The sequence below is a fragment of the Staphylococcus sp. HMSC063F05 genome (assembly GCF_001837075.1).
Taxonomy (GTDB): domain Bacteria; phylum Bacillota; class Bacilli; order Staphylococcales; family Staphylococcaceae; genus Staphylococcus; species Staphylococcus epidermidis.
In genome coordinates this window covers 1-13,057 of sequence record NZ_KV831369.1, presented here as the reverse complement: position 1 = coordinate 13,057, position 13,057 = coordinate 1, and the positions used below count along the sequence as shown (strand labels likewise).

Here is a 13,057-nt window from a genome sequence, read left to right as displayed (position 1 = left end):
GTTACTAAATTATATTAATGTCCGTCTGCCACTTTATGTGACATGTAAACCATTGAAAGCATTACAAAGATATATGCTTGAATTGTTCCCACGAATATAGAGAACGCTTGCCAAACAATTAATCCAGGAATACTAATTATCCAACCCCATGCAGGTTGTTCAAAGAACAATGATGCAAGTAAACCGAGTAATAATTCACCTGCAAAAATATTACCGTACAAACGTAGACCTAAAGTTAATGTAGAAGTGAATTCTTCGAATACATTAATAATAGCTAATGGCCAGAAAGGTTTAAAATATCCAGCTGCATAAGCTTTTGTTCCACGCATTTTAATACCGTAATAGTGCGTTAACAAAATCATAGTTGTAGATAACGTTAGAGTTACCGTAGCGTCTGCTGTTGGTGATTTCCACCATAGCGTATGGTCATGAGTGACAATTGCGAACGGTAAACCAAGCATGTTGGCCACAAAAATGAAAAGAATTAATGTCACTGCTAAGAAGTGGAAATTCCCACCTTTTTTCCAGGCCATATTACTTTCAATAATACCTCTAACAAAATCAAATACCCATTCAATGAAGTTTTGTTTTCCAGTTGGTCGTTTCTTTAAGTTTCGAGTGCAAACTATAGCTAAAATAAAAACTAAAATTGCTGTAATCACTACCATTAAAACACTGGCCAAATTAAAAACAATATCGAAACCAAAGACGTTCCAACTAACGAGTGGGGATTTGTGATCCATAAACTCACCTCTTTCTATTAAATTTTTACTCCCTTTGTAGTAGAGGGCGCAATATGATTACAATATAAGAAATCATTAACCCAATTAAAACTCCGATAATATTAATGTGTTCTTTAAAGAATAACCATAATACACATGCAATAACTGCCACTAAATACCTCCAAGTACTACCAGTAGACATTTGTGTAGTTTCTTTATGCATTGATTTAGCTAAATAAATCTCAAAGATGTATGTATTTACTAAAGAACCACATGTACCTATCATAAGACCCAAGAGAAATGGGTGGGGTGAAATTGAGTACAATATTCCAATTATTACCAATATATAAAGATAATATTGCAAATATTGTTTGAAAATGATGTTGAAACGACGCATTTTATAGCCTCCGAGTGTCCTATACCAATCATGTAAACCGTTCCACTCATACAATCTAAATGATAATATAGCCTGTTGTATGGTGTCAATTCTATTCAAATTCTTGTTAAATTTTCACCGGTTTTTGTCACAAAAAATTCACATTTGTCATTTTATAAATCTTTTGTAAATTCAAAATGATTGGGTCTGTCATTTGTCAAATTAAAATAATATTTTATATGTTGCACAATTCTCTCACTAGCTTGTCCATCGCCATATGGATTAACAGCTTGACTCATTTTTTGATAAAGGTCTGGGTTTTCTATTAATTTTTTAGTTTCATTATAGACATCTTCTTCATTCGTACCAATGACTCTCAAAGTTCCAGCATCTACTCCCTCCGGTCTTTCAGTACTATCTCTCAATACTAAAACTGGTTTGTGTAATGATGGTGCCTCCTCTTGTATTCCACCAGAGTCAGTCATAATGAGATATGCTTGTTTAGCAAAATTATGAAAATCAACCACATCAAGTGGTTCTATCAATTCAATCCTAGGATGATTTCCTAAATATTTTTGCGCAATATCTCTTACTTTGGGATTCATATGCATAGGATAGACCAACGCTAAATCCTGATATTCATCAATCAACTTTCTAATCGCTTTAAACACGTTTATCATAGGTTTACCTATATTTTCACGTCTATGTGCTGTGAGTAAAATAAAGTTTTTATTTTTATGTTTTTGTATGATAGATGATGAATATTGGTGATCGATTGTATAATTCATTGCGTCAATAGCTGTATTACCAGTGATAGCTATATGTTTGGCTAATTTACCCTCTTTTACTAAATTCTGTGCAGCATTATAGGTTGGGGCAAAGTGCAAATCTGCCATTACCCCAACCATTTGTCTATTTATTTCTTCAGGATAAGGTGAATATTTATTATAACTCCTTAATCCAGCTTCAACATGTCCTATAGGTGTTTGACTATAAAATGCGGCTAATGCTCCAGAAAAGGTTGTCACTGTATCACCATGAACAAGTACCATATCAGGCACTTCCTTTTGTATGATATCTTCTAACTTTTTCATTGCTTCAGATGTTACTTCAGACAATGTTTGACCAGCTTTCATAATATTCAAATCATAATCTGCACTTATGTTAAAAGTATTCAACACTGAATCAAGCATCTCTCTATGTTGGGCGGTGACTACAACAACGGGTTCCAGGTCAGAATCTTTCTCTAACGTTTTAATCAACGGAGCCATTTTTATAGCTTCAGGCCTAGTTCCAAATATGGTCATAACTTTTTTCATCAAAAATATCTATCTCCGAATCTATTATTTAGTACCGAATAATCTATCCCCTGCATCACCTAAACCTGGTGTAATATACGCTTTGTCATTTAATTTTTCATCTAATGCCGCAATATATATATCTACATCTGGGTGTGCTTCTTGCATTTTTTCAACGCCTTCAGGGGCAGCTATTAAACACATAAAACGTATACTTTTAGCTCCACGTTTTTTTAATGAAGAAATTGCTTCAATAGCTGAAGCACCAGTAGCAAGCATAGGATCAACCACAATAATTTGACGTTCATCGATGTCTTGAGGCATTTTCGCAAAGTACTCTACCGCTTCAAGAGTCTCTGGATCTCTATATAGTCCTATATGTCCTACCCTAGCAGCAGGAACAAGACTTAACACACCATCTGTCATGCCTAGACCAGCTCTTAAAATAGGTACAATTGCTAACTTTTTACCCGCCAAACGTTTAGCTGTCATTTTAGTCACAGGTGTTTGTATTTCAACATCTTGCAGTTCTAAGTCTCTAGTTACTTCATAAGCCATTAACATACCGACTTCATCTACAAGTTCCCTAAACTCTTTTGTTCCAGTGCGAGCATCTCTAATATAACTTAGTTTGTGTTGTATTAATGGGTGATCAAAAACATGTACTTTACTCATAATCATTTTCCTCCAATGTGTATGTCTATTAATTATATAATGGATATTTAGATGTGAGTGCGTGAACTCTCTCTTTAGCTTCATTTAGTTTAGTATCATTATCATAGTTATTTAATGCTAAACTAATAATTTTTGCTACTTCCACAAATGCAGATTCATCAAAACCACGAGTTGTAGCTGCTGGTGTTCCTAGTCTAACACCACTTGTTACAAACGGTTTTTCTTTATCAAATGGAATAGTATTCTTATTACATGTAATTCCTACTTTATCAAGTGTCTCTTCAGCTAATTTACCAGTCATATTGATAGAACCTTTAACATCAACTGCAACTAAATGATTGTCTGTACCGCCAGATACAACTCTGAAGCCTTCTTCAATTAATGTTTGAGCTAAAGCTTGTGCATTTTTAATGACTTGATTTTGATAATCTTTAAAATCGTCGTTCAAAGCTTCTCCAAATGCAACAGCTTTTGCGGCGATGACATGTTCTAATGGACCGCCTTGAATACCTGGGAAGATTGTTTTATCTATATCTTTTTTATATTCTTCTTTACATAAAATCATACCACCACGTGGACCGCGTAAAGTTTTATGAGTTGTAGTAGTCACAAAATCGGCATATTCTACAGGATTAGGATGTAAACCAGCAGCTACTAAACCAGCAATATGTGCCATATCTACCATCAATTTAGCTCCTACTTCATCAGCAATTTCTTTAAATTTTTTAAAGTCAATAGTTCTTGAATATGCTGAAGCACCAGCTACAATTAATTTAGGTTGATGCTCAATTGCTAAACGTCTCACTTCATCATAGTTTATTAATTCATTTTCTTGGTCCACACCATATTCAACAAAATGATAAAATTTACCACTAAAATTGACAGTTGCCCCATGTGTTAAATGACCACCATGACTCAAATTCATACCTAACACAGTATCGCCCATTTCTAAAGCAACCAAATACACAGCCATATTAGCTTGAGAACCTGAATGGGGTTGAACATTAACATGTTCTGCTCCAAATAAAGCTTTTGCTCTTTCAATGGCAATGGACTCAGTTACATCTACATGCTCACACCCTCCATAATAACGGCGCCCAGGATAACCCTCAGCATATTTATTCGTTAATACTGAACCTTGGGCTTCCATAACTGCTTGTGACACGAAATTTTCTGATGCAATGAGTTCAATATTACTATTTTGTCGTTGAAACTCCTTTTGAATAGCATCGTAAACAACTTTATCCTTTTTCTCGATATAAGACATTTAAATCCCCTTCTTCCTCAATATTTATTGATATTTAGCTCGTTCGCCACCAATTTTCTTAGGTCTAGATGTCGCTATGGTAACGATAGCTTCTCCAATTTGTTTAACACTTGTTCTTACAGGAACACACACATGTTTAATATGCATTCCAATTAAGGTCTGACCTATATCTATACCTTTTGAAACAGTAATATGCTCAACAACAATAGGATCTTCCATTTGTTGATAAGCGTAAGTGGATAAACTACCACCTGCATGAACGTCTGGAACGACAGTAACTTCTTCCATAGTCAATGGGTTGAAATTTGCTCTTTCTATCGTTACTGCCCTGTTAATATGTTCACATCCTTGAAAAGCAAATGTCACGCCTGTATCAATCTCTAGTTGTTTCAAATTTTCGTAAATTTCTTTAGCTACGTCCATTGATCCAACAGAACCAATACGTTTACCTATAACTTCGGAAGTTGAACAACCAATGATACACATTTCGCCTGGATTAAAGAATGACATATCTTTCAATTCATCAAGCAGTTGTTGTAAATCACGCATTTGAACCCACCCCTTTGTATAAAATAAAAAAGGAACATAGCAAACTTGCTATACTCCTTAATTATAACTTATTTAAAGCTTAACATATACTAATTATATATATTTTACTTTACTCGTGTTTAAATTTTATTTTGTCGACTAAATCATAAATTTTGGTATAAGTTTGTTCATAAACATCAAACGAGCCACCAAATGGGTCATCAATTTCTTGTGTGTCACCTACATACTCATTTAATGTAAAGACATTAGATTGTCGTCCATACATAGAAAATATTAAATCTTTATGAGCTTGCGTCATGGTAAGTATAATATCAGCATCAAGATCATCTATATGAAATGCTTGTGCTCGTGATGGTTCAGGTAAATCGTACTTATGAATTAATTCTAACGATTCCTTAGATATGGCCTGTCCCTCAACTGCGAATAGCCCTCTTGAAGCTATACTATCGTGTGGTAAAAGGGACTTGGCTATACTTTCAGCCAGTGGGCTTCGACAAGTGTTGCCACTACATACAAAAATTATTTTCATAGCTTTTCACCTTTAATTAGTTTATAACTTGCTGCTTTTAACATTCGGTTCATGATAGCTTCAGTGTGATGATTATCTTCAAATCCATAAATATATGCCTCTTCTATTTCTTCATTCTGGTCAAGTTCATGTAAAATTTCATATAAATTATGGCCTGCTGATTTAAAATCTCCCTTATTTTCACATAAAGATATAAAAATGCTATTTTCGGGAATCAAACTTCTTTGACTCTCTGGGAATACAAATGCTACTTTTGACCATTTATCATCATTAGCAATTTTTTTATTTAAATCTTTAACAATTGTTAATGGGGTCTCTGGGGAATAATGTTTATATTTCATACCAGGTGCGATAGGCTTTTCATTTTCCTCATATATTTGACGATTTATCGAATGAGGTAGTTTAGTTTCTATCATATCTTGCGTAATTGAACCTGGTCGCGCGATACGAAACGGAAACTGTGTGCAATCAATCACAGTACTTTCAAGTCCTTCTTCACATTGATCACCATTAACTATACCGTTGACTTTACCATTTAAATCTCTATTCACATGTTCAAAAGTTGTTGGTGACGGTCGACCACTAATATTAGCACTAGGAGCTGCTATGGGTTCATCTACAATTTGAAGTAATGCTCTCCCTATTTTATGACTAGGCATTCTAACAGCGATAGATTCTAATCCACCAGTCACTTTACTGCAAAGATATCCCTGTTTAAGTGGTAATATAAAAGAAATAGGTCCCGGCCAAAATTCATCCATCAATACTTTAACCTTATCATCAATATACTCTACAAAATCATCGAGTTGTTCAATACTGTGAATATGAACGATTAACGGATTATCGGACGGACGTCCTTTTGCAACATAGATGTTTTCGACTGCTTCTTCGTTTCTAGCATTCGCACCAAGACCATATACTGTTTCAGTAGGTATCGCTACTAAACCTCCATCTAGGAAAGTTTGTTTTATCTCATCTATATGTGGATATTGACTAACATTATTTTTATACATTCTTAAATCCCATATTTGTGTGTGCATGTTTTCACCTCTTCTGTGATTATATGCTGTAAAGAAATAAGGGCAGAATTTAATTCATTTTCAAAAAGTTGAATTAAAATTCCACCCGTGCTATGTTGCTGATCGAAAGTCACGTTTTTCTTATACAAAACAACTATAAAAAATATCTTATAAATTGTTTAACTACCAAATAATAGATATAATACGCTGATTTCCATTGATATCTTTGAAAATCTCTACTTCTTTTTCAGGATATAAATCTTGAATCATTCTTTTTAAGATATCTCCTTGACTATAACCTATTTCAAAAACAACATGTCCACCTTGTTTCATTACAAATGGTAAATCTTCTAATATTGACTCATAAATAGCAAATCCGTTTTTCTCAGCAAATAGAGCATGATGTGGCTCATAATTTAGTACTGTTGACTCCATATCTATTATTTCACTATGGCCTATGTATGGTGGATTAGATATCAGCCCATCCAATTTTATATCATTTTCAATTAGCGGTTTTAAAGCATTTCCACGCAAAAACTGAATATTTTGGTGATAATGACTAGCATTTTGCTTAGCTACATTTAAAGCATCTTCATACAAATCTGTTGCAATAACATTTAATTCAGGTTGCAGTAACTTAAGCGTAATTGCTATAGCACCACTTCCAGTTCCAATATCTGCTATGGTATCAGTCTTTTTACACAATTCTAAAAAATGCAACATAACTTCCTCGGTTTCAGGCCTTGGTATAAGACAGTGTTGATTCACTTTATATTGATAACCATAAAAAGACTGAAATCCAACAATGTATTGAATAGGTTCTCCTGTGATCATTCTATCCAACGCTTTATCCAATTTGTTAATTGATGTCAAAGACATTTGCTCATCTTTATGAATTAAATAATCTGTTTTCGACCAACCAAAAACATCTAAAAACAACCATTCGGCACGAGTTGATTCAAACCCCTCATTTACGGCAATTGTCTTGGCTTCTGCAAACTTCTCTTTATAATTCACCATTGTTTAATTCTTTCAGTTTCTCAGTTTGTTCTGAAAGTGTGAGTGCCTCCACAATCTCGTCTAAATTTCCTTCCATGATTTGATTTAACTTTTGAAGCGTTAAACCAATTCGATGATCTGTCACACGACTTTGAGGATAATTATAAGTTCTTATTCTTTCAGAACGATCACCTGTACCAACAGCTGATTTTCTTTGAGAAGCATATTTTTGTTGTTCTTCTTGCAATTTCATATCATACAATCGTGCTTTTAAAACTTTCATAGCTTTTTCTCGGTTTTGAATTTGAGACTTTTCAGAAGAAGTTGCTATAACACCAGTCGGCAAGTGTGTAATACGCACTGCAGAGTCAGTCGTGTTAACGTGCTGACCACCAGCACCACTAGAGCGATAAGTATCAATTTTTAAATCTTCATTACGTATCTCAATTTCGACATCTTCAGCTTCAGGTAATACAGCAACAGTTGCGGTAGAAGTGTGAATTCGCCCCCCTGATTCTGTTTCAGGCACACGTTGGACCCTATGTGCACCATTTTCAAATTTTAATTTACTGTAAGCACCTGTACCAGATACTGAGAAACTCACTTCTTTATATCCACCATGATCACTTTCTGAAGCTTCAACTATTTCTGTTTTAAATCCGTTTGCCTCGGCGTATTTTGAATACATTCTCATTAAGTCCCCAGCAAATATTGCAGCTTCATCTCCCCCTGCAGCTGCACGGATTTCAACTATAACATCTTTATCATCATTAGGATCTTTAGGTATAAGTAAGATTTTTAATTCTTCTTCCATATCAGGTAATTCTGTTTTTAAAGCACTACTTTCTTCTTTTAGCATTTCAACTTCTTCTTTATCAGATGTTTCATTTAGCATATCTTCAATATCTTGTAATTCTTCTTTTTTGGTTTTATAACTTCTGTACACATCAACAGTCTTTTGTAAGTCAGCTTGTTCTTTTGAATATTTTCTTAATTTATCAGCGTCATTCACGACATCAGGATCACTCAGTAATTCATTTAATTGTTCATATCGTTCTTCTACTATATCTAATTGATCAAACACTACATTTCCTCCTTCTCATTTTCACTAGGTGCAACTATATGATGTGCTCTACAACGTGGCTCGTAACTTTCATTTGCACCAACCAATATGATGGGATCATCTACTTTCGCCGGTTCACCATTTATTAACCGTTGTGTACGACTCGAAGGTGAACCACATACAGAACATACTGCTTGCAACTTTGTAATATGTTCACTAACTGCGAGCAACTTGGGCATAGGTTTAAACGGTTCTCCTCTAAAATCCATATCTAAACCTGCTACAATAACACGATGCCCGTTTTCAGCTAATTTTTCAACTATGTTGACAATATCGTCTTCAAAAAATTGCACTTCGTCAATTCCGATGACGTTTACTTCTTCTAGCTTATGATTTAAAATTTCTTGAGCTGTAGATATATTAATCGCTTCTATCTCATTACCATTATGTGAGACGACCTTTTCTTTATGGTAACGATCATCAATTGCTGGTTTGAAAACAACCACCTTTTGTTTAGCGTATATTCCACGTCTTAAGCGACGTATAAGTTCTTCAGATTTCCCACTAAACATACTTCCTGTTATGGTTTCAATCCAACCTGAATGGTACGTTTCATACATTGATAGTTCCACCTTTTTCAAAACATAATCGCTTAATTATATCATATTTTTTATGTAGATAAATGTATTTTCAAAGTAAGAATCATAATTTACAGGTGCATTATGAAATTTAAAAATTGAACGAATGATTTATAAAAAGTTTTACACACCTCTATATATAATTATACTAATCGTAGATTTTATAGATATAAAGAGCTTTGATATAGAGTTGATGATTCAACAAAACTCTATAATAAAAAACTGTCTACAATACCCAAACGGGAAAGTAGACAGTTGAAATCCAAAATTAGTTGTTGTTTGATTTGAGTCCAAACTTTTTGTTGAAACGTTCCACACGACCATCCGCTGCTGCGAATTTTTGACGTCCAGTATAGAATGGATGAGAATCTGATGATACATCTAAACGAATAACTGGGTATTCATTTCCATCTTCCCATTCCATAGTTTCTGAAGATGTTTTTGTAGAACCACTTAAGAATTTAAAGTTTGTTGTTGTATCTAAAAAGATAACTTTGTGGTATTCAGGATGAATTCCTTGTTTCATTTTTTTCAGCTCCTTTGCCCTGAACCATCTGGAACAGAGTTATTTGTGAGTTTTTTACCCAATACTGTGTAATTATAATAGTAATATTTGGAAAACGCAACCCTTAATCTACGAGTTTAAATAATTGGTCTTCCAGTTTTAGTACTCTCTTCAGCTGCTTTTTGCAATTGCTTAAAGAATTCTTCATTATTTTTCGAACGCTTAAGTTTTCTAATAAAACGTTCTGTAAAGTCTGTTGAATCAGTAAATAAATTTCGTAATTGCCATAATGAATCTAATTCCGCTTTAGTGATTAATAGCTCTTCTTTTCGTGTTGAACTACGACCTATGTCTATCGCTGGGAATATTCTACGTTCTGATAACTTACGATCAAGATGTAATTCCATATTACCTGTACCCTTGAACTCTTCATAGATCATATCATCCATACGAGATCCTGTCTCAACTAAAGCAGTAGCTAAAATTGTCAAACTTCCCCCAGCTTCAATGTTACGTGCTGCACCGAAAAACGCTTTAGGTTTGTGTAATGAAGCGGGATCAAGCCCACCTGACAATGTACGTCCACTAGGTGGTATGACTAGATTATATGCTCGTGCCAAACGTGTTATGGAGTCCATAAGTATAATTACATCTTCTCCAATTTCAACTAATCGTTTTGCACGCTCTAATAATAATTCAGCAACTTTAACATGGTGTTCTGGTGGTTCATCGAAAGTCGAATGAACGACTTCTGCAGATTCAACCGATCTTTCAATATCCGTCACTTCTTCTGGACGCTCACCTACTAGTAATATAAACAAATTCGCTTCCGGTTTATTACTCGCTATTGCGTTAGCGATTTCTTTTAATAAACTTGTCTTACCAGCTTTAGGTGGTGCAACTATAAGACCACGTTGACCAAGACCTATTGGTGTGACTAAATCCATAATACGAGTGGAATAATTTGTAGATTGCGTTTCTAATAGGATTCTTTCTTCCGGATAAAGAGGTGTTAAAGCTTGGAAGTGAGGACGTTTTTTGACTTCTTCTGCATTATGGTCGTTTACAAAATCAACTTGAAGTAGACCATAATATTTTTCATTATCTTTTGGTTTACGAACTTTACCCGTTACTTTATCACCACGTTTTATTTCAAAACGTCGAATTTGGCTTGCAGAAATATAAATATCCTTCTCACCTTTAGAATAGTTAACGGTTCTTAAGAAACCATATCCATCTTGTTGAATATCATCTAATATTCCTTCCATATAGTAATTACCATCTTTTTCCATTTGTGCTTCCATAATGGCAAGTACCAATTCTTTTTTATTTAATTTACTGTAATTAGTTAATTTTAAAGATTTGGCTTTTTGAGTGAGCTCTTTAGTAGTATTGTTTTTATATAATTCGTGGAAAGATTCATACTGCGGAGATGTTCGTTCTCTACCAGGCATAGACTTGCACCCATTTCATTAATTATTTATTTTACGAAGTTCAAAAATAATAAACGCATAGTTAGCTTAACCAAATAATAGATTCTTATCTCGATATTTATGTGACTGACAATAATAAAAAGTCACATTATAGCTATATTTATACGTTTGTATATTTCTCAACCTTCTAATTACTAGACTAACTATAGCAAATTTTCATTTTAATTACAAAATGATTTTAGGAATTTTAACATAAAAAACAAAACACAGAACAAAATTAGTTCCGTGCTTTGTTTAATTGCAACATTTAATTTAATTTACTAATTATTTAAAATATCCAGCTATTGATTTTACTTCTAAGAATTCTTCGATACCATAATCGCCCCATTCACGACCTAAGCCAGATTCTTTATAACCACCGAATGGTAAGTCTGGTTTTCTACCAGCTTCATTAATTTCAATTGTACCAGCTTCGATTGAACGAGCAACATGTCTCAATGTATCTTTATCTTTACCAATAACATAGCCAGCAAGACCATATTTAGTATCATTAGCAATTTCAATAGCTTCGTCAAGATTATTATAAGTGATTACAGACATGACAGGTCCGAAAATTTCTTCTTGTGCAATCGTCATGTGATTATCTACATTAATAAATATAGTTGGACGCGCAAAATATCCTTTATCTAATCCTTCTGGTTTACCTGGACCACCGTAGAATAACTCTGCTCCTTCATTGATACCTTTATCAATGTAATCCTGAACTTGATCAAATTGTTTTTTACTAATAATAGGACCTACTTGAGTTCCTTCTTCTCTTGGTTGACCTACTTTAACTTTACTAAATGCTTCTTTAACTGCTGTTAAGTAGTCTTCTTTAATACTTTCAGGAATAAGTACACGTGTTCCTGCAGTACAAACTTGACCTGTATTGTTAACTACTTTTTTCGTTGTTGCATTAGCAGCTTCTTCAACATCAACGTCATCTAATACGATATAAGGTGATTTCCCACCCAATTCAAGAGACACTTTTTTGAAGTCTTTTGCAGCTTTTTCCATAATTTTTGAACCTGTAGGACCAGAACCTGTAAATGACATCATTCTTACTTTTGGATGTTCACTTAAAGGATTTCCTACTCCAGATCCATCACCATTGACTAAGTTAAACACACCTTTAGGTACGCCTACTTTATCAAAAATTTCTGCTAAAATAATTGCAGCAAATGGTGTTTCTTCAGATGGTTTTAAAACAACAGGGCTACCAGCAGCAAACGCAGCAGCTAATTTAAGTGAAGTTTGGTTTGTAGGGAAATTCCAAGGTGTAACAAGTCCAGCAACTCCAATTGCTTCTTTAACAACCAAATCATCGCCACGTTGTTCTTCAAATTGGAAGCTATCTAAAGCATCTCTTGCAGCTGTAAAATGATTCAATCCCATTTGATAATGAACGTTCTCGGAAACTGATAAAGGCGCTCCTAGTTCATCAGTAATTGCTTCAATTAAATCATTTTTTCTATTTTGATATTCTTTTACGATTTTATCTAAAAGTTCTCTTCTTTCTTCAACAGAACTATGTCTAAATTCTAAATATACTTTATCTGCAGCATCTACAGCTTTATTAACATCTTCTTCGTTACCTTTAGCAATTTTACCCATTACTTCTTCAGTTGCAGGGTTAATAACATCAATAGTTTCACCGCTTGCACTATCAACCCATTCACCGTTTATATATTGTTTAGTGAAATTTCTCATCTTATTATATTCACTCCTTAGAAAAGATATATACATATACTATCCTATTTTTACAGGTAATAAACATAACTTGCTCACAGGTCGATTTAAATAAATGCTATTTTCTAAAATGCACTTAATATAATTTGAGATATCAAATTATATTTTTCAAATTTGATTTTGAACCAAAAAGAGCCTGAGACATTAATGTCCCAGACTCTCTTCCTACGATTAGTCAAGTACTTATAATTAA

The 13,057-nt window shown here is 33.9% G+C and carries 14 protein-coding genes; all 14 read right to left on the bottom strand.

Going from position 1 to position 13,057, the window contains the following annotated elements; genetic code table 11:
• Window positions 1-14: 14 nt before the first annotated feature.
• The 14 genes from atpB to HMPREF2576_RS10485 all read right to left on the bottom strand — a co-directional run bounded on the left by atpB (window position 15) and on the right by HMPREF2576_RS10485 (window position 12,825).
• On the bottom strand, window positions 15-743 hold the full coding sequence (atpB, locus tag HMPREF2576_RS10550; RefSeq protein WP_001829936.1) for a F0F1 ATP synthase subunit A: 729 nt from the start codon (window positions 741-743) through the stop codon (window positions 15-17).
• A gap of 25 nt (window positions 744-768) precedes the next feature.
• Entirely contained in the window at window positions 769-1,119 is a 351-nt protein-coding gene (locus tag HMPREF2576_RS10545) for an ATP synthase subunit I (RefSeq protein ID WP_002494682.1), read from the bottom strand.
• Window positions 1,120-1,271: 152 nt separating this feature from the next.
• The gene (gene wecB / locus HMPREF2576_RS10540; RefSeq protein WP_001829933.1) at window positions 1,272-2,417 is read right to left on the bottom strand and encodes a non-hydrolyzing UDP-N-acetylglucosamine 2-epimerase; all 1,146 of its coding nucleotides are present in this window, start codon (window positions 2,415-2,417) and stop codon (window positions 1,272-1,274) included.
• A gap of 24 nt (window positions 2,418-2,441) precedes the next feature.
• Window positions 2,442-3,071, bottom strand: a complete 630-nt coding sequence (gene upp, locus HMPREF2576_RS10535) for a uracil phosphoribosyltransferase (RefSeq protein ID WP_001829916.1) — start codon at window positions 3,069-3,071, stop codon at window positions 2,442-2,444.
• A 28-nt stretch (window positions 3,072-3,099) separates the two neighbouring features.
• Entirely contained in the window at window positions 3,100-4,338 is a 1,239-nt protein-coding gene (glyA, locus tag HMPREF2576_RS10530; RefSeq protein ID WP_002468313.1) for a serine hydroxymethyltransferase, read from the bottom strand.
• A 24-nt stretch (window positions 4,339-4,362) separates the two neighbouring features.
• Window positions 4,363-4,887 carry a TIGR01440 family protein gene (locus tag HMPREF2576_RS10525; RefSeq protein ID WP_001829927.1) on the bottom strand — a complete coding sequence of 175 codons (525 nt, stop codon included), beginning with the start codon at window positions 4,885-4,887 and terminating at the stop codon, window positions 4,363-4,365.
• Window positions 4,888-4,996: 109 nt separating this feature from the next.
• The gene (locus HMPREF2576_RS10520) at window positions 4,997-5,416 is read right to left on the bottom strand and encodes a low molecular weight protein arginine phosphatase (protein WP_002457126.1); all 420 of its coding nucleotides are present in this window, start codon (window positions 5,414-5,416) and stop codon (window positions 4,997-4,999) included.
• Entirely contained in the window at window positions 5,413-6,456 is a 1,044-nt protein-coding gene (locus HMPREF2576_RS10515; RefSeq protein WP_001829923.1) for an L-threonylcarbamoyladenylate synthase, read from the bottom strand. Before HMPREF2576_RS10515 ends, HMPREF2576_RS10520 begins: the two co-directional genes overlap by 4 nt.
• 162 nt (window positions 6,457-6,618) lie before the next feature.
• Entirely contained in the window at window positions 6,619-7,455 is an 837-nt protein-coding gene (prmC, locus tag HMPREF2576_RS10510) for a peptide chain release factor N(5)-glutamine methyltransferase (protein ID WP_002440566.1), read from the bottom strand.
• The gene (gene prfA, locus HMPREF2576_RS10505; RefSeq protein WP_001829940.1) at window positions 7,442-8,518 is read right to left on the bottom strand and encodes a peptide chain release factor 1; all 1,077 of its coding nucleotides are present in this window, start codon (window positions 8,516-8,518) and stop codon (window positions 7,442-7,444) included. The genes prmC and prfA overlap by 14 nt, the downstream gene beginning before the upstream one ends.
• Window positions 8,518-9,117: a thymidine kinase gene (locus HMPREF2576_RS10500; RefSeq protein WP_001829979.1), complete on the bottom strand. Its 600-nt coding sequence runs from the start codon at window positions 9,115-9,117 to the stop codon at window positions 8,518-8,520. The genes prfA and HMPREF2576_RS10500 overlap by 1 nt, the downstream gene beginning before the upstream one ends.
• Before the next feature lie 286 nt (window positions 9,118-9,403).
• Entirely contained in the window at window positions 9,404-9,661 is a 258-nt protein-coding gene (locus HMPREF2576_RS10495) for a type B 50S ribosomal protein L31 (RefSeq protein ID WP_001829959.1), read from the bottom strand.
• A gap of 116 nt (window positions 9,662-9,777) precedes the next feature.
• On the bottom strand, window positions 9,778-11,094 hold the full coding sequence (gene rho / locus HMPREF2576_RS10490) for a transcription termination factor Rho (protein WP_001829985.1): 1,317 nt from the start codon (window positions 11,092-11,094) through the stop codon (window positions 9,778-9,780).
• Window positions 11,095-11,397: 303 nt separating this feature from the next.
• Window positions 11,398-12,825: an aldehyde dehydrogenase family protein gene (locus HMPREF2576_RS10485; protein WP_001832742.1), complete on the bottom strand. Its 1,428-nt coding sequence runs from the start codon at window positions 12,823-12,825 to the stop codon at window positions 11,398-11,400.
• Between the last annotated feature and the right edge of the window lie 232 nt (window positions 12,826-13,057).

Excerpts from the sequence above, each read along its gene's own strand:
- atpB (WP_001829936.1), bottom strand. The coding sequence starts at position 743 with ATGGATCACAAATCCCCACTCGTTAGTTGGAACGTCTTTGGTTTCGAT.
- HMPREF2576_RS10545 (WP_002494682.1), bottom strand. The coding sequence starts at position 1,119 with ATGCGTCGTTTCAACATCATTTTCAAACAATATTTGCAATATTATCTT.
- wecB (WP_001829933.1), bottom strand. The coding sequence starts at position 2,417 with ATGAAAAAAGTTATGACCATATTTGGAACTAGGCCTGAAGCTATAAAA.
- upp (WP_001829916.1), bottom strand. The coding sequence starts at position 3,071 with ATGAGTAAAGTACATGTTTTTGATCACCCATTAATACAACACAAACTA.
- glyA (WP_002468313.1), bottom strand. The coding sequence starts at position 4,338 with ATGTCTTATATCGAGAAAAAGGATAAAGTTGTTTACGATGCTATTCAA.
- HMPREF2576_RS10525 (WP_001829927.1), bottom strand. The coding sequence starts at position 4,887 with ATGCGTGATTTACAACAACTGCTTGATGAATTGAAAGATATGTCATTC.
- HMPREF2576_RS10520 (WP_002457126.1), bottom strand. The coding sequence starts at position 5,416 with ATGAAAATAATTTTTGTATGTAGTGGCAACACTTGTCGAAGCCCACTG.
- HMPREF2576_RS10515 (WP_001829923.1), bottom strand. The coding sequence starts at position 6,456 with ATGCACACACAAATATGGGATTTAAGAATGTATAAAAATAATGTTAGT.
- prmC (WP_002440566.1), bottom strand. The coding sequence starts at position 7,455 with ATGGTGAATTATAAAGAGAAGTTTGCAGAAGCCAAGACAATTGCCGTA.
- HMPREF2576_RS10500 (WP_001829979.1), bottom strand. The coding sequence starts at position 9,117 with ATGTATGAAACGTACCATTCAGGTTGGATTGAAACCATAACAGGAAGT.
- HMPREF2576_RS10495 (WP_001829959.1), bottom strand. The coding sequence starts at position 9,661 with ATGAAACAAGGAATTCATCCTGAATACCACAAAGTTATCTTTTTAGAT.
- rho (WP_001829985.1), bottom strand. The coding sequence starts at position 11,094 with ATGCCTGGTAGAGAACGAACATCTCCGCAGTATGAATCTTTCCACGAA.
- HMPREF2576_RS10485 (WP_001832742.1), bottom strand. The coding sequence starts at position 12,825 with ATGAGAAATTTCACTAAACAATATATAAACGGTGAATGGGTTGATAGT.